The following is a 15735-nucleotide window of genomic DNA, read 5'->3' as shown; positions in this document are numbered from 1 at the left end:
TGATGGCAGCGGGATGGTGTCGCTGCCTGCGCGTTGCACGATGCCCGGTTCCGACGCTGTCGTTGTTCGCAAGCGCCGGAGGGCCAGACATGCAGCACTATCATCTGCTGGAGCGCGAGATCGCCGAGGACGATCCGAGTCTTGCCGGCTTGCTCGCGCAGGCGCACGGCCAGCGCGAACGCGCGATCTGCCTGTGCCGGCGCGATCACAAGCTGCCGCTCTACATCGCGCACCGACAGGGTGGATACGTGCTGGCGCGCTGGCCCGGCACGGGGCCGCGCCACGCCTCGGCCTGCAACCACTACGAGGCGCCCGATTTCCTGACAGGGCTCGGCCAGGTCAGAGGCTCAGCCGTGGTAGAGCACGAGGACAGCGGCGAGACCGAACTCAAGTTCGCGTTTCCACTGTCGCGCGGGCCGGCGCGCGCGGCGCCTTCGGCTTTCACCAACGACAAGCCTGCGGTCAGGACCAATGGCCTGCGCCTGACGATGCAAGGGCTGCTGCATTTCCTGTGGGACAAGGCCGAACTGACGCACTGGCATCCGCGCATGGGGGGCAAGCGCAACTGGTTCGTGGTCCGGCGCGCGCTGCTCCATGCCGGGCTTGCCTGCAGGGCGCGCGGTGAAAGCCTGGCGCCCGTGCTGTTCGTGCCCGAGACCTTCCAACTCGAGCAGAAGGAGAACATCGCCGGGCGTCGCCGGTCGGACCTCGCGATGGCGCATGCCTCGAGCGAAGCCATCATGGTCGTGATCGGCGAGATCAAGGCGATCGAGCCAGCGCGTTTCGGCGAGAAGATCGTGGTGCGCCACCTGCCCGACTGGCCGTTCCTGATGGACGAGGACATGGCGCGCCGCTTCCACAAGCGGTTCGCGGTCGAGGAAGAGCTGTGGCTCTCGGATGGTGGCGGCGGACACCTGGTGATGAGCGCCACCTTCTCGATCGGCGCCTCGGGCCTGCCCCAGCTTTTCGAAATCGCGGTCATGCCGCTGACGCGCGAGTGGATGCCCTACGAAAGCCTCGACGAACGCGCGCTGGTGAGCAGGGCCGTTGGGGAGGGGCGTCGGTTCGTGAAGGGGCTGAGGGTCAACCTTGGGCCTGACCAACCGATCGCCAGCATCGCGCTCAAGGATACCGGGCTCGATGCGACTGCGGTCCACCTCGTGCGCAACGTGCCCGATCCCGCCTACGACGACGCGCTCGCCGCGCTGATGATGACGCCGGGGGTGCGCCATGTGGTCTGGCAACCAGGTGACGCCCTGCCGCCGCCTGCGCCCCGGTCCTGATCGCTCTTGCTTGTCCCGACCAGGCGCGCGGCATGTGGGGCCAGGGCCCCACTACGCCCGCGTGCCTTGCCGCCAGAACAAGAAATGAGAAAACTGGAGGACGCCGCGGGGTGCAGCGCCCTCCTTGGGGCAAGCTCAGAAGGCGGCACCGCGTCGCGCAAACCGCCGCTGCCCGTTCACGGCAGGCGCACCTTCGGGAAAGGCTGGCTGCTGGTGGCTCGCGGCGAAGGCATGGTAGGGAACGCCCGCCTCGCGCACCTTGGTCAGAAGGTTGGCCTGAAGCCCCGATCCCTCGCAGATGACCGCGTGGACAGGCTTGAGGTTCATCATCTGCTCGTTGCGGGCGAACCCTGCGCGCTTGCCCATCGCGCGATTGAGCGTGAAGCGCACGGTCGCAACGCCGCGCGAAGCCGCCCAGGCGTGGGCGATCTGGTCGCATCCCCGGTGTTGGGCGGTGGTCGCAAGGATCATGCTCGGAATGCGCGCGAAAGTATCGTCGAGCGCCTTGTAGAGCAGTTCGTGGTCATGCCAGGTGTCGCCACCTGAGAAGATCACGACGGGACCGGTCGGCGCATGCGCCTCGCGACGCTTGGCTGCGCGCGCTGCCAGGAAATCGCGGGCCTCGATCTGGCTCGCGGTCGTGGCCGAGCTGACCCGCGATCCCCGCGTGGTCGAGAAAGGCCGTCCGGTTTCGACGTGGAACACTTGCCCGGCGTGGTCGCGCATGCACTCCATTGCCTCGCGGCAGCTCTCGAGCGTCTCGCACAGCAGGCGGGTGTCCTCGACCTGCGTGGCGTGGATTTCAGACGGATCGGAGATGCGCACCAGTTCTCCGAGTTCCCTGGCGGCATCGTCCTCGCGGCCCTCGATGCGCTTGGCGACAACGTGGAAGCTGTTGGCAAAGCCCCAGGCGAGATCGGCGGCGAAGGGTTCGAGCCGCGTATCGCGCAGCACATCGAACAGCGTGGTCATGACCATTTCGACAGCGGCGCGGGCTTGGTCGGGATCGGGCATGAAGCAGACTTCCGCCTCATCGACGATGGACAGCTTGGCGCGTTCGTCGTGCTCGATGAAGGCATGCGCGTAGGTCGAGGCCTGGTCGGTCGATCCGGTTTCCTCGGCGATGAAGCTCGCGAGATCGGCGAAGTTCGAGAAGGTTTGCATGGGTTCAGCTCCTGCGTTTCGTCATCGGCTTGATGACGCCCCTCATCCGGCAAGCCGTGCCCAGCCCCGTCAGGGACGTTGACCGGGAAGCCGGGGCGCGGACAGCGGCCCGGACCCCGGTTGACGCCGCGAAGCGGGGCATGGGGGAGCCGATTTTGGGGACGGGGGCCGCAAGGCCGCCGGCGGCAAAATTGGGGGAACCGTGCATCCTTGACGGGGCGCCAGGCCGGGTTGCCACACTGGGAGGACACAGAAAGGGTTGGGTATTACAGCTCCTTCCTCTCCCCGGGCGGGCATCCGCCAGGGGAGAGGAAACACGACAAAAGGGCCGGCGCGTCCGCGCCGACCCTCACAATCGCGACGATGATGATGACGATCGCGCACGGGGGCTGACCCCGCGAACACGCGAAAGTGGGCGGCCTAGTGGGGCCGCCCGCTCACGGTGGTCAGATGAACTCGATCTCGTCGGCGACGATCTCGGTGTTGTAGTAGGTCTTGCAGTCGCGCTCGTTGCGCGAGTAGCGGATCTCGCCGGTCACGAGCAGCTTGTCGCCCTTGTGCTTGTTGTTGGCGATCGCCTTGCCGAGGCCGCCGAAGGCCTTGACCGTGTGGAACTGGTCGTAGGTCTCGGTGTAGCCGTTCTCGTCCTTCTGGACCTTGCCGTCCTTGATGACCGGCTTGCTGGTCACCAGCGTGAACATCACGCCGCCCTTGCTGTCGGTGCCGAAGCGCGAAACGTCTGCGGTGATGCGACCGGAGAGAAAAACCTTGTTCATGCGCCATTCCTTCGGTGTCATCGGCGGGCCAATCCCGCCGGGATGAACAAAGGCGAAGCCCGGGCATGAGCGGGCTTTGCACCGAGCGGGCGGCGTGCCGTCCGGCGAGGGGAACCGCTGATCCCAAGCGGGTGGTGCGGGCGGAGGCCGTCAGGCCGACAACACGGCCGCTTGAGGTCGGCGGTTGCAAAGGTCGTGCACGGGCGAAGAGTTTCATCCCGTCTGGCGGATGGCCAACCGATGGTGCTGAAGGTGTGGCCCGTCATGGACATGACCGTTTCTCTCGCGCCGCGATGCGGCTGACGGGAAATCGCGTTTCGGTGCCGGTGGCGGGCGGTGCTGTCATGCAGGGCCCCGACCTGCACGCCCATCAGGGACGGATGAGGACCAGTGAGACGAAGGCGCAACCAGGCCTCGCGAGGCGCTCCGCACGGTCGACGCATCGGCCTTGGCGCCAGCGCATGGACACAACGACGGCGTGGCGACAGCCGCAGTTCGGGCGGCCACGATCCCGCCTCCGGGCGAGGCACGGAGTACCTGCATATCACCGTATTCGTCGTTGGCGGGCGACCGTGATCACCGCATTGGGCGGCGCCCATAGGGCGCCCGTTGCTCCGGGGAGCGGTGCGCGGACTGCCCTCCCAACTGGCAACCGCCGCGCGTGCCTCTGTCCCCGCCTACAAAAAAATGCGGTCCGACCGCGGGGGAGGTCGGACCGCAAGGTTGGTCGGGGAAGCCTGGGGGGTTCAGGCTTCAGCGCCGACGTAATCGCCCGTCGCAGAGGCAAAGGGATCTTCGCTGGGGGCGGCGAAGGTTTCGCTGCGCGGGCTGAAGGTGGTGTCGCCATCGGCGCTGGTGGGTGCACCCTCGTCGAAGGGATTGGTCATGCGGCGGCGCGGACGCGACCAGACCACGTTGAGCGCGCCGTCCTGCTGGGTGAACAGCGCGATCGACAGCGGCGCCTCGAAGCTCGGATCGTCGATCTGGCCCTGGAGGAAGGCGCCGGTGCCGTTGGCCGCCATCTTCTCCCACAGGCCACCGGCCGGGATGAAGGTGCCATTGCGCGTGCGCACCATGACATCGAAACGCGGCGCGTCGGGATTGGTCGAGGTGACCGGGCGCAGGCCGATGACGAGGTCGATCGTCGCCGTCTGGATCTTGCCGATGAAGTTGCCGGAGGCATTCTTCTTGAGTTGACCGATGTTCATTGCCGTATTCTCCTTCAAATGCCGCCCCGTCTTGCTGCTCGGGGGCCGGTACGGGTTCGTGAACGGGTCCATTCCCGCCACACCTTCCTCCTCACCCCCTTCTCTCTGATCCCGCCGCCAGAGCCGGACACGGAGGCAGCGGCCGAAGCGAGAGTCCCGCCCCCGGGCACACGGCCAGGTCCGGCATCGCCGGAGAAGCCCGGTCGAAGACCGGATGGTCGGACAGGAAGCGAAAGGGTCGGAGCAAGGGGAGCCCAGGCTATCGCGCCGGACCCGCCCACGGCGCCGTTCCGGGCAGGCTCGTGCCGCTCAGTTCCTCAAGCCGCGCGGCAAGGCGATCCACTTGGGCTGGTCATGGGCGATCGGGAGGTCCCGCGCCTGCTCCTCGGTGAAGACGTCCGCCGTCTCGAGGGATCCGAAACCGGCGGTCTTGTTCCAGAACAGCAACCCCTCCTCATCATCCCGCATGGCAAGGACCAGTTTCGGGGCGAACCTCGCGTTGTCATTGAGGTGGCTGGTCTCGATCCAGTGGATGCCATCGGCATCGATCCGGAAGCCGCCACCGCCGAAAGCGTCGGGCTGGTATCGATCGCTGTCGTAGCCCCAGGTGACGATCAGCGGCCACGATCGCGTGAGGATCCGCTGGAACAAGGCCGCAACCGCGTCCGGCTCGAACTGGTCGGCTTGCCCGAACACCGAGATCGAGGCCGGATTTTGGTCGCCGAACACGAATTGCGTGCCGAAGGTCGGGAAATCGGGATCGTTGAAGATCGCAAGGAACCCTGACACCGGATTTTCGTCAATAGCCGGGAACAGCGCGCGAAAGCTGGCGTCAGCTTGCGCCCAGCGCGTTGCGATCTCGTCCGGGAGCGGTTCTCCTTCGAGGAATGCCGCAAGCGCGATCGCCTCGGCGAGAAGCGCGTGCTCGTCAGGCGTCACGCGGAACGCGAAGCAGGTATGCGTATAGCAATTGGACATGGGCCAATTCCTTCTTGTCGAGAGTTTGCGTAGCAGCGGTCCCGGCCGCGCCAGAATTGGTGAACCTCCGAGGGGTCAGACCGGCTGCGCGCCGGCCGCGCCGATCACCCCGCGCCCGAGGCGGCTGATGCCGCCGCCTCGGGCGCGACAAGGGTCCAGGCCCTGCTCATCAGCCGTGAGATCCGCACACCAGCCCCGTCGCCCGCGCGCAGGAGAACAGTCCTGGTGCCCCAGGAGCCAACCTGGAACGTCTGCTCGCTGATCCCGTCGGAAAATGTCAGCGGTTCGGGGAGCACCAGGGTGTCGCCTGGTCGCGGCTTGCGACGTGAGGTCAGCGCGAGACGCTGGCGACATTTGGCACGCCATTCAGCGGCATGGTCATTGATCGGCGGCCCCAGCAGGTCGAGGATCGAGGCCGGACAATCGAAGTAGTAGGGCCCCGCCGTTTCCGTCAGTCGGGTAGGATTGGTGCTGCTCAGAGAGTCAGCCCTGATCCCCCCGCCGAACCGCACGTGCAGCTTTCACTGCATGCGGCTCTCCGCTGCGACAATACCATCCATACTCCGGCTGTCGGGCAGGCGTCCTCGATGGGTGTCGGCGTGACACAGATCGCATAAGACTTTCGTCCTCCGCTCCCGTGCTGCCTTCATCATCGTGACAAAACCGCGGTGCGAAACATCGGCAAGCCCTTCAACGTGATGAACATGACACGGCCGGTCCGTTCGCCCGCACGCCGCGCATTGCTTGGCGTTCTGGCGATCCACCCAGTCGGTCCGCGAGTGCGAATAGATTTGCGTCCAAGGCGGGATATCCACCTTGACCGGATCAATCCGCTCACGTTTTAGATCCATCAGCTTCCAGACTTTGACCGACCGAGGCTGGCCATCGGCGACATAGCCGACGCTGTATTCCTGCCCCGACCTCATACGGGCGGCAACGACACGCACGCTACTTTTGTGCTTGCTCGCCAAGGTCTTGAACATGCTCCAACGCTGGATGAACTCAAGGCGATTGAGCTTGAATTTCACGTCCCTCGCAAGAGCGTAGTAGTTCGCGAACCCCCGTAGTTCGGCGTTATAGGCAAGGACGATCTCGACATCGCTACAGTTCAGAAGGGCGTTGCGGTGCCTGGCCTTCAACACGGCCATATCTCCGTACCCCTTCCTCGCGGCGAACCCGAACACCTTCTCCCAAGGCACATTGAGTTGCATCACCTCCGAAGGAGGTCGGCGGCTGAAGTGTTGGGAGCCACGCTGGCTCCGCACCGTCCACTGACGACCTGTGTAGGTTCGCACTTCGTAGCCCAAGAAGGCGGCGCCATTGCTCGCCTTGCGGATACCGCTTTTCTCCTCGGACACGCTCAGCGCCAACGCGTTGGTCAGGAAAGCCCTGACCTCGGCGAAGACCTGTCGCGCGTCGTCCTTGCTACCGATCACACCGATGAGGAAGTCATCGGCATAGCGGCAGTAGCGAAGTCGGCGATATCCGGCGTCCATACCGTCTCGCGACGGCAAGGTACGCATCTGTTTAGACAGGACGTCGATCTTGGCCAGTACAGCTTTGACCGTCGCCTCGTCAGCGTTGTCGCGGGCTTGTAGACTTTTGAGTCGCGTTCGCTGCTTTGCGATGCGCGCTGCCACCCTCGCATATTCCGGGTTGGTGGCGCGGGTCTTACCCTTTTCAAAGGCAGCGATCTTCACTGCGACGAACTCATCGAGCTCGTGCAGGTAGATGTTCGCCAAGATCGGGGAGACAATCCCACCCTGTGGAGTGCCGCTGTAGGTCGGATTATGCGTCCGCCCCTCCATGACCCCCGCCTTCAGCATGTCGCCGATCAGGCCTACGAACTTTTCGTCGTCGATCCGTTTCCGCAACAGCGTGAGCAAGACATCATGGTCGATGTTATCGAAGAACCCAGTGACATCCACGTCAACAAGCCACTTCACGCCCGTCCAGACGGCTTTTATATGTTCAAGTGCCGTGTGACACGATCTCCCCGGTCGGAATCCATGTGAGGCGTTCGAGAACACCGGCTCATAGATCTTTTCGAGAAGTTGGCGCGCCACTTCCTGGACGAGACGGTCGTCACGCGAGGGGATACCCAGCGGACGCCGCTTCCCCTTGCCTTTCGGGATGAACACCCGACGCACTGGTTTCGGCTTATAGGCCCCGGTCGTCACGCTGGTGATCAACGGATCGAGGTCCTCGGGACTGAAATCCGCGAATGTCTCGCCATCGATACCCGGCGTCATCGCACCCCTGTTGGAGGCGATCTTGCTGAGCCCCTGCTCCCAGAGAAGCCGGGACCCCATCAGACGATGCAGCCCATTCACTCGTTTGCCCGACGCTGCCAGCGTCGGAATGGCCTCCAACCGGGCCATCACAGTTTCAGGTAGCATCAGCACACCCCATGATTACCGGTTGAAGTATCGCAACTGCCGCCCTTCTCCCGGTGGTCACCGTTTTCGGCCCGGTCGCCCGTTCCTTATACGGATGCACCGTCTCCTCCGGTGGAGGATCTGTCCCGGGCATTACCCCGGGCATTTGAATACTATGGCGGCTCCGTACCCATGCAGGTCAGCCGAGGCCGCCTGTTTAGGGCATCCCGTAGTTACACTGATCGGAGATACGACGCGTTTAGGTGTCCCGTTCATCCACTGAACCCCTCGACGAGAGGCGCGCCGGACGGGCTGAGGAGCGAAGGGCCAAGACATGAGACCCTTGCCATCGTCCGGAATGGCGTATCAGTCGCTTTCGCCAATTTCCGCTATATAAAACGCTGCAGACTGGGATTTAAGCAGTGTAGCCTTCACCATGCGCGTCTTGCCCTGACCGGCATCGCCCCTTTACGACTGGGACGCATTCGGCCTTACTCCAAGCATGCTATTGTCCCCCGTCCGTTTCCGGATTTCAGGTTTTTCGAACCCGAGGTTAGCTTGGTGGGCAGAGGCTTCCTCAACTTACCTCATCATTGCTGATACTCCTTTCAGCGCCACAACGGCGCACTGTCCTTGTAGGCGAACACGTATCCGTCGCGCGCGCGCGGGTTCCAGCGGATAAGGCAGATGATGGCAAAGGGCGGGCGCTCGCCCTCCGGCCCATAGTTCTGGCACGCCGCGTAGTAGGCGCCGGAACGGACCGTGGACTTGAGGATGCGCAAGCCTTCGGTTCGACCCGCCGCCGCGTCAGGCGGATAGGTGCACTGGTCGTCGAGATAGGCCTTGGGCGTGGCATGGGGCGCCATGCCGCGCAAGGTCATCGAGAGCCATCCCATCGGGATCTCCTGTGTTGGGAGGAAAGGGACCGGCTGCGGGGCCGGAGACGCGAAGAAGGGTTCAGCCTGCGATTGCGCCAGGTGCAGTCGTGTCGGACGTCGGGACGTCCGCCTCGGGCAGGAGGGCAAGCTCCTTGCGGGACATCGACCAGGAAAGGCGCAAGATCCGTCCAGCGGGAATGCGCCAGGCGATGCGATCGGCAAAGACCATGCGGATCACCGCGAGCGTTGCTGCATCGTCATCTTCGAGCATGGCATGGACGCGCGCGGCGGCCTCGTAGCGGAACCGCGTTTCCTGGGTATCGTAGCTGTCCGCATCGGAATCGTCAGACGGACTGAAGACGGCGTCGATGATGTAATCCGTGAGTTCGCCGGGATCGAGCCGCGAACGTTTCGTGAGCGCGATCTGCACCGTGTCGACGTCCGTCCAGCTGTCGACGCCTTCGAGGAGCGCAAGATCGGTCGGCAGGTCGAGGCCACCGCCGAACTGATCGCCGAGTTGCAGCGTGATGGTCTCGGGTCGCAAGGTGCAGGGATCGCGCCCCAGCGGGGTATCGCTGCCATCGGCCTCGCAGAAGCGCTCGCCTGTGCGCACGTAGCATTTCAGGCGTTCATACCAGCTGTAGCCGATGAAATGCTCGATCGGCGAATAGAACGTGAGCGACGTAGACCCATCAAGGTGATGCATTTCTCCAGGCTGGCCGTTCCGCGAGAACGCAAGGGCGCGGCCGAATGTCACGGAATCGAGTGCATCCATGTCGTCATAGAGGGCTGCGTTCGCAGCAATGGCCGTGAAGCCGGGAAGATCGCGGTAGCTGTCACGCGCCAGAGACGGCGTCCACGGCGGCAACTGGGCAATCGCCTCGGGAAAGGCGTCGCAGAACAGACGGGCCTCGAGCCAGGAGGCATGGCTGAGACGGTGGAAGGGCTCGGCCCGGATCGTCTGATACATGGCCTCCCGGCACAGGGTCTTGAGCCGTGTCAGCGCGGCGTTGTGGTAGATTTCCTTGCGCGCGGGCAGGACCAGAACGAGATCGCGCGCATCGACGACGTCGACATGCACGCTCCACTGCTCTGAGCGGAACCAATTACCGCCCTTTGCGGAAGCGGTTATACTCAACCGGCAATTCGAGTCGTTCCCGTAAGGAGAATAGCGAATGCCGGCGTGACCGACAAATCAGCCCGTTTGCGTTCCGACGCAACGGTGCGGTTCGCCCGAAATCCGGCAAAGCGGCCGGGACGAAAATCGTGCACGGGTTGGTATCAGTCGATCAAGATCGGCGATGGACTACCTTACGAGAGCCTGCTCGAGCGCGACGCGCTGCTGCTTCTCGATTTCGATCCGGATGTTGCAGATCTCTCCGTGCAGCCGGAAACCTTCGTCTGGACGGAAGCGGGCCGACAGCGGCGTTACACGCCCGACATCCGACTGGAGATGGCGGACGGCGCGGTTATCTACCGTCAGGTCAAGCTGGCCACACGATTGGCGGCTGACCCGACCCTGGGCGGACGGTTGCCGGCAATCGAAGCGGAATGCGCCGCGCGTGGTGCCCGGCATGAAATGTGGCTCGACACCGATATCCGTCGGCAACCTCGCCTGTCGAACGTCCGCCGCCTGCGGGCAGCAGTGGCGGTGCTGGCGGCCGAAAACCTCAATGCAATCCGCACCATCTTAACCCTCCTCCCCTTCCCATCGACCTTGGGAGTGGCTGCCGAGGCACTCGGCGGCCAGGCTGTGCATATCAATGTCGTCCTCGGGTTGGTGGCGATCGGGGATCTGATTGCAGACCTCGATCACCCCCTCGATGAAAATGCTGTCCTGATGCCAGGAGATGGAAGATGACCACGACGCCGCTGCGCTTCCAGCAGGGGGACACCCTCTCGATCCGGAATGAACAGGGCCAGGTGGCGCTTTGGTCAGTGATCGATCGAAAACGCCGCGGCTATCTGCTGCAACCTCAGGGTGGCGGCGATGCACGAACCTGGAGCGATGATGAAATCGACACCGTCTATAGTGCCCGCCGGCTGACGCACCATCCCTGCAATGCGGAGGGCCTGCCCAAAGCCATTGCCGAAGCGCTGGAGAAAACCTGGGAGTTCTGGCCCGAGGAGGTTCGGCGCGAGGCCGAGCGCCGGGAGACCTATGTTCGTATGGTCGATGCTATTCGCAATCAGCATCCCACTCTGATGGGCGCCTATACCGCCGCAGCCGAAACGGTGTTCGACGCGCATCACGATCAATGGCGACGCGAGGATACCGAGTTCGCAGCCCGGCTCGATGTCGAGCGGCGAAGAAGCACGAACAGCGCATCACGCCGTTCCAAAGTTCTCCACCGCCCCAATCCCTATACGGTGCGGGCCTGGTACGGCGTGTGGAGTCGGCACGGCCGCGATATCCGGCTGCTGATCCCGCATTATCATCGGCGCGGTGCGCGCCAGGCTCGCTATGCACGCGAGGACGGCGATCGTCCCGACACCTACAAGCTGATGCGGCAGGCGGTTGAAGCCTGGTATCTGGGCATGCCGCGGCGACGGAAGAATTATGCCTATCGCCGCTATGTCGATCTATGCGCCGAGCAAGGCGTGCCCGCCGTCAGCGATCGCACCTTCCGGGTGTTCATCCGCGACAACTATACCGAGCGACAGGAATATGAACGCCGCTTCGGAAGGCGCGCCGCCTGGCTCAAGTTCGGGATCTTCGAACGGCGAAATCTGCCCGATCGGCCGCTTGAAGAGGTCGAGGTCGATCACTGCCTGATCGATCTGGTGGTCGTGCATGCGCAGAGCGGTCGCGCCCTGGGTCGGCCCTGGCTGACGGCGCTCATCGATCGCGCCACACGCATGATTGTCGGCGCGCATCTGAGCTTCGAGGCCCCATCCTACGCCTCCCTTCAGAGGGCTTTGGGCCACGCGATATGGAAAAAGGATCTCTCGGGCATTGACGGCATCGACCGAGACTGGCCCTGCCATGGTGTCCCCGAGTGGCTGATCTGCGACAACGGCAAGGAGTTCCGGTCGCAATCGCTACAGACGTCCGGGAGGATGCTCGACATCGGTATCGTCAACCTCCCGGTAAAGATGCCCTGGCTGAAAGGGGCGATCGAGCGGGTCTTCCAGACCATCGGTGTGCAGGTGTTCAGCCATGAGGAAGGCACGACCCTCTCGCGAACCCTCGATCTTTATGATCCCGTCTCGCGGGCGCGCCTGTCATTGGAGGACGTGCGGCAGCGGATCCTGAAATGGATCGTCGACGATTACCATCACAATGTTCACGATACGCTGAAATGTACGCCCTATGAGCGCTGGCGAGAGTTGACCGCGCTCTATCCGGTCCGCCCGGTTCCCAACTTCGACCATATCGTCCGGCTGACGGGAGAGACCTTCTTCCGGCGCATCTCCAACATCGGCATCCAGTTTGAAGGGCTGCTTTACGCCGACCGGGAGAAGCTTGAGTCATTGCTGGCGCGTCGTGGCGGAATAGAGAGGGACTGGGAAATCCGCTACGATCCTTATGATCTGGGCGAAATCTGGCTGCTCGATGATGAGCGCGGCGAGTGGCTGATGATCCCCTGCGTCGACCAGAGTGTGTCGCGCGGGGTCTCGAAATATCAGCACAAGATCCATCGGGCCCTTGCGAAGCGGAGCTTGCCAAAGGATGCGGCGGTGACGATCGCCGATCTTGAAGCGTCGCGTGCGCTTGCCGAGCAGACGGCGGGCGAATTGCAAACCACGAAGAGCAAGGTTCGAAGTGCGGTCCGGGCTGCACGCTACGAGGCCGACGGGTGCTACTTCACGCCGCTCGAAGGCCAGCCCCCGATGCCCGTCCGCGAGCCCCAGGCTCCGGCGGTTGAAAACGCGCCACAGAAGGAGGATGTCGCACCAACACCACCGCCCGCTATCGATCTGGATGCGGATATCGCAGCGCTGGTCGCGCAATGGTCGGAACCGACGCGATGACCCGGCACCACGCCGTGGCCGACATGACACGGCCGACCCTGCCCGATGCGGTGCTTGCGTTCGAGACGACGATCATCCCCCACACCCTGCATGTCGAAGCGAAGGCGGCGATACGCGAACTGCACGGTCGATATCGCCCCCGAGAGGAGACCCGGCGCTTCAAGGCGCGGGCATTGCTCATCGTGGGCGCCGCAGGCTCGGGCAAGACGACGGCGCTCGAGGATTATATGGTCGATTACCCGGACCGCGCGATGGAGGACGGTGATATCCGCCGCATCGTCTACGTCGAAGCGCCCGAGCGGACGACGCGACGAGCGTTGGTGGGGGCAATCCTTGGCGCCTACGGCTATCGCGCGCGCGAGCACTGGAACACCAGCGAGGTGATCGAGAAGATCGCCTTTTACGCAGAGGAGACGGGCACGGAGATGATCTTCATCGACGAGGGTCATCACATGGTCAACGAGAACAAGCCCGACATGACGGCCGAGGTGACCGAGTTCATCAAGTCGCTGCTCAATCGGGTGAAGGTTCAGGTCGTGATCGCGGGGCTCCCCCGTTTGCTCGACATCGCCGTAGCCGGCGAACGAACGATGCAACTGCGCCGTCGCCTGCAACCCACGGTCATTCTCAAGCCTTACGACTGGGCAACACGAAGTGGTCGCACGATGTTCTCGGGTGTGCTCGGTGTCATGGAGAAGATGCTGGGCCTGCCGGACCCGTCGGGCCTTGCGAAGCACGAGATGGCAAAGCGTATCTATGTGGCCACGGGCGGCGAGATCGGGATCGTCTCCAAATATCTCAGCCAGGCCCTGAGCATCGCCCTGGCAAGCGGCCGCCGATTGATCGATCTTGACCTGCTGGGCAAGGTCCATGCGGACTGGCATCCTTCTTACGAGCATGAAGCCAAGGACATGCTGGACTTCGACGCGATCCTCGATGACGCGCAGGCGTCTATCAGCGAATCTCTGGCGAGTCCCGACAACCCCTTCCTCTGCTCGGGCGAACGGCTTCGCGAAATCTGGCTACGCGATACCGCTCCTCGACGCTCCACGAACACGAGCCGGGTGACCCGGTTGCGCGGGAAAGGCGCACAACCGCTACGTCCGTTCGTCCGGGACGGACTATGACAGAACTGCCGCCGATTGCGCTACGCGTGCGGCCGGCGCCGTTCGAACCCACGTGGGCATTGTTCAATCGTCTTGCTCTGCGCCACGGCTGTGAAAGCCGCTCTGAATTTGCACGACAAGTTTCGTTTACTGATCGTCGCCACCTCATTCGCGACCTGGAGTGTGGGAGAAATCAGCCTGATATCGCGCGGTTGACTGGATTCCCGCTGGAAACATTGGTTCGGAACTCGATCACCCATACCGACGATGGGAGCGTTCTCGCCGGCGAACTGGTGAGCCGCAGCGGCAACATGGCTATGACCTGTAACTTTGCCCGCATCTGCCCGGATTGCCTGCGCGCTGATGTCGAGGAGCGTGACGGACCGATCACCTGTCGGCCTTGGCGTCGGTCGTGGTGGGATCTCGCGAAAATATCGAGTTGCCCGCGGCATGGCCGGGTGCTGATGGCGAGTTGTCCCGCCTGTGGTCGAATCTTCCGCCGTTCCGATTTGTCGCCGGCGCATTGCATATGCGGACACCATGTTCTGGAAGACCGGACCGAACCTGTTGCGCCAGAGAGCAGGATCGGCGACGCCTATCTTGTTGGAAGGCTTGGCGGCGGTCCTCGCATTGCGCACAGCTTCCTCGATGGTCTCGAGTTCGTGGAAGCCACCGAGGTCATGCAATGGCTGGGCGGGGCAGCGCGCTGGGGCAGGTCGATCCTTGCTTGGCGTCACCAGGATATGGCGGAACGCGCTTGCACAATGACAGCCGGTTATGCCGTCTGCCAGGACTTCCCCGGTCGGCTGCAAGAGATGCTCGACGCCATGATAGCCGTATGCCCATGCAAACGACTGACCCCCCACGGTGTCTATGGAGACATGCAAATATGGCTTGGCGTCGCCACACACCCGGCGCTCGACCCAATCCGTGATATCGTCCGCGATCACGTCGTGAAGCACCTCCCGATAACAGCCGGAACGAAGCTGTTCCGCAATCCGGTGCCGATGGGAGAGTTGACCACGCTGGGCGCGTTGGCAAAGCTGTTGGGGGTATCAACGAAGGGCGTTGTAAGAGCGGCATCTGTTCTCGGAATGATCCTACCTTCTTCACGACCCTGCGACGGAACCATCGTTCCAAAATCATTCGAGAAACCCTTGGCCGCCTTCTTAGGTGAAATATGCTCCCGAGCAGAAGCGTGTCATCATCTCGGCACGACATCCGTGTTGTTCAAGGTGTTGAGCGGCCGAAACTATTTTCCACGCGGCTATCGGCTCGGAGGTCTATGGTATCGTTTTGCCGACCTGGATCAGTTCCTCGAAGCATTGCACGGAGTAGCTCCGTTCGTGAACAAGCCGCCACGGGGAAGCGCGACGATTATGAGGGCTGTGTATATCTGCCACCGCTCGTCAGACGAGATGATTGATGGGCTGCTGCATGGCCAGATCAAGGCAGCAGGGCGATTGCGCGGCGAACGCGGCATCGCCCAGATACTGGTCGATACCGACGCCGTGATCGCCGCACTCCAAAGTAATGATGATCCCGCGCTCATGCCGATGTTGGAAGCCGCGCGCCAACTGAGCGTCGCAGTACCGACGGTAGTCAGGCTCGTGCGGTTGGGATGGTTCGCGGTAGAAAGTAAGCCGACCTGGTACGGCACGGCGCAGACTTTGCGGCTGACCGAAATCGAAGCGTTCGGCAAACGCTTCGTGTCGGCCTCGGAACTGGCGCGCCTTCTGCCGAAGGCAGCCCGCACCGCGAGCGTGGATGGATACCTGAAGAAAGCTGGCGTGACGCCGGCCATCACTGGCGGACGGCATACGCAGCCGCTCTATGATCGGGAGATTGCAGAAAGCAAGATCAGTGATCTACTTTTGATCCCGACGCCTAGCGGACAGCGCCGTTATCTAGCCGCGGAGCCTGAGCCGGACCACCCGACCAAGCCGGAACGGCGCGCAAGCGGTTCGGCCATTCACTAGCGAGGGCGTA

General features: G+C 63.3%; 13 protein-coding genes. 5 read left to right on the top strand and 8 right to left on the bottom strand.

The window, feature by feature from the left end; all coding sequences use genetic code 11:
* The first annotated feature begins 89 nt into the window (after window positions 1–89).
* A complete protein-coding gene (locus tag K3A84_RS17990) occupies window positions 90–1283 on the top strand; it encodes a DUF1173 domain-containing protein (RefSeq protein WP_225010872.1) in 1194 nt (397 codons plus the stop codon).
* A 135-nt stretch (window positions 1284–1418) separates the two neighbouring features.
* Here K3A84_RS17990 and K3A84_RS17985 read toward each other — a convergent pair whose 3' ends face one another.
* From K3A84_RS17985 to K3A84_RS17950, 8 genes are all read right to left on the bottom strand, one after another.
* On the bottom strand, window positions 1419–2447 hold the full coding sequence (locus K3A84_RS17985) for a DUF2493 domain-containing protein (RefSeq protein WP_225010871.1): 1029 nt from the start codon (window positions 2445–2447) through the stop codon (window positions 1419–1421).
* A gap of 446 nt (window positions 2448–2893) precedes the next feature.
* Window positions 2894–3223 (bottom strand): single-stranded DNA-binding protein, encoded by a 330-nt coding sequence (locus K3A84_RS17980; RefSeq protein WP_225010870.1) that lies wholly within the window; start codon window positions 3221–3223, stop codon window positions 2894–2896.
* Window positions 3224–3969: 746 nt separating this feature from the next.
* Complete coding sequence (locus tag K3A84_RS17975) at window positions 3970–4431, bottom strand: DUF736 domain-containing protein (protein WP_225010869.1); 462 nt, start codon at window positions 4429–4431, stop codon at window positions 3970–3972.
* A 309-nt stretch (window positions 4432–4740) separates the two neighbouring features.
* Window positions 4741–5409 (bottom strand): hypothetical protein, encoded by a 669-nt coding sequence (locus tag K3A84_RS17970; protein ID WP_225010868.1) that lies wholly within the window; start codon window positions 5407–5409, stop codon window positions 4741–4743.
* A 104-nt stretch (window positions 5410–5513) separates the two neighbouring features.
* Window positions 5514–5921: a DUF6927 domain-containing protein gene (locus tag K3A84_RS17965; protein WP_225010867.1), complete on the bottom strand. Its 408-nt coding sequence runs from the start codon at window positions 5919–5921 to the stop codon at window positions 5514–5516.
* Window positions 5922–5930: 9 nt separating this feature from the next.
* The gene (locus K3A84_RS17960) at window positions 5931–7808 is read right to left on the bottom strand and encodes a reverse transcriptase domain-containing protein (protein WP_225010866.1); all 1878 of its coding nucleotides are present in this window, start codon (window positions 7806–7808) and stop codon (window positions 5931–5933) included.
* A gap of 587 nt (window positions 7809–8395) precedes the next feature.
* Window positions 8396–8683: a hypothetical protein gene (locus tag K3A84_RS17955; RefSeq protein WP_225010865.1), complete on the bottom strand. Its 288-nt coding sequence runs from the start codon at window positions 8681–8683 to the stop codon at window positions 8396–8398.
* Window positions 8684–8744: 61 nt separating this feature from the next.
* Window positions 8745–9746 (bottom strand): hypothetical protein, encoded by a 1002-nt coding sequence (locus tag K3A84_RS17950; RefSeq protein WP_225010864.1) that lies wholly within the window; start codon window positions 9744–9746, stop codon window positions 8745–8747.
* Between the two features lie 102 nt (window positions 9747–9848).
* Here K3A84_RS17950 and K3A84_RS17945 point away from each other — a divergent pair, with 102 nt between their 5' ends.
* Genes K3A84_RS17945 through K3A84_RS17930 form a run of 4 tightly spaced genes read left to right on the top strand, consistent with a single transcriptional unit; the run spans window position 9849 to window position 15725 of the window.
* Window positions 9849–10526 (top strand): hypothetical protein, encoded by a 678-nt coding sequence (locus K3A84_RS17945; protein WP_225010863.1) that lies wholly within the window; start codon window positions 9849–9851, stop codon window positions 10524–10526.
* Entirely contained in the window at window positions 10523–12640 is a 2118-nt protein-coding gene (locus tag K3A84_RS17940) for a Mu transposase C-terminal domain-containing protein (RefSeq protein WP_225010862.1), read from the top strand. The genes K3A84_RS17945 and K3A84_RS17940 overlap by 4 nt, the downstream gene beginning before the upstream one ends.
* Entirely contained in the window at window positions 12619–13767 is a 1149-nt protein-coding gene (locus K3A84_RS17935) for a TniB family NTP-binding protein (RefSeq protein ID WP_225010861.1), read from the top strand. Before K3A84_RS17940 ends, K3A84_RS17935 begins: the two co-directional genes overlap by 22 nt.
* Window positions 13764–15725 carry a TniQ family protein gene (locus K3A84_RS17930; protein WP_225010860.1) on the top strand — a complete coding sequence of 654 codons (1962 nt, stop codon included), beginning with the start codon at window positions 13764–13766 and terminating at the stop codon, window positions 15723–15725. The genes K3A84_RS17935 and K3A84_RS17930 overlap by 4 nt, the downstream gene beginning before the upstream one ends.
* The last annotated feature ends 10 nt before the right edge of the window (window positions 15726–15735 follow it).

It is taken from the genome of Novosphingobium percolationis, from assembly GCF_020179425.1.
Lineage (GTDB): Bacteria > Pseudomonadota > Alphaproteobacteria > Sphingomonadales > Sphingomonadaceae > Novosphingobium > Novosphingobium percolationis.
The sequence above is the reverse complement of the archived record's forward strand: the minus strand, read 5'-3'. Positions and strand labels throughout refer to the sequence as shown.

Coding starts and splice junctions, on each gene's coding strand:
- K3A84_RS17930 (WP_225010860.1), top strand. CDS start 13,764: ATGACAGAACTGCCGCCGATTGCGCTACGCGTGCGGCCGGCGCCGTTC.
- K3A84_RS17960 (WP_225010866.1), bottom strand. CDS start 7,808: ATGCTACCTGAAACTGTGATGGCCCGGTTGGAGGCCATTCCGACGCTG.
- K3A84_RS17990 (WP_225010872.1), top strand. CDS start 90: ATGCAGCACTATCATCTGCTGGAGCGCGAGATCGCCGAGGACGATCCG.
- K3A84_RS17970 (WP_225010868.1), bottom strand. CDS start 5,409: ATGTCCAATTGCTATACGCATACCTGCTTCGCGTTCCGCGTGACGCCT.
- K3A84_RS17980 (WP_225010870.1), bottom strand. CDS start 3,223: ATGAACAAGGTTTTTCTCTCCGGTCGCATCACCGCAGACGTTTCGCGC.
- K3A84_RS17940 (WP_225010862.1), top strand. CDS start 10,523: ATGACCACGACGCCGCTGCGCTTCCAGCAGGGGGACACCCTCTCGATC.
- K3A84_RS17985 (WP_225010871.1), bottom strand. CDS start 2,447: ATGCAAACCTTCTCGAACTTCGCCGATCTCGCGAGCTTCATCGCCGAG.
- K3A84_RS17975 (WP_225010869.1), bottom strand. CDS start 4,431: ATGAACATCGGTCAACTCAAGAAGAATGCCTCCGGCAACTTCATCGGC.
- K3A84_RS17935 (WP_225010861.1), top strand. CDS start 12,619: ATGGTCGGAACCGACGCGATGACCCGGCACCACGCCGTGGCCGACATG.
- K3A84_RS17955 (WP_225010865.1), bottom strand. CDS start 8,683: ATGGGATGGCTCTCGATGACCTTGCGCGGCATGGCGCCCCATGCCACG.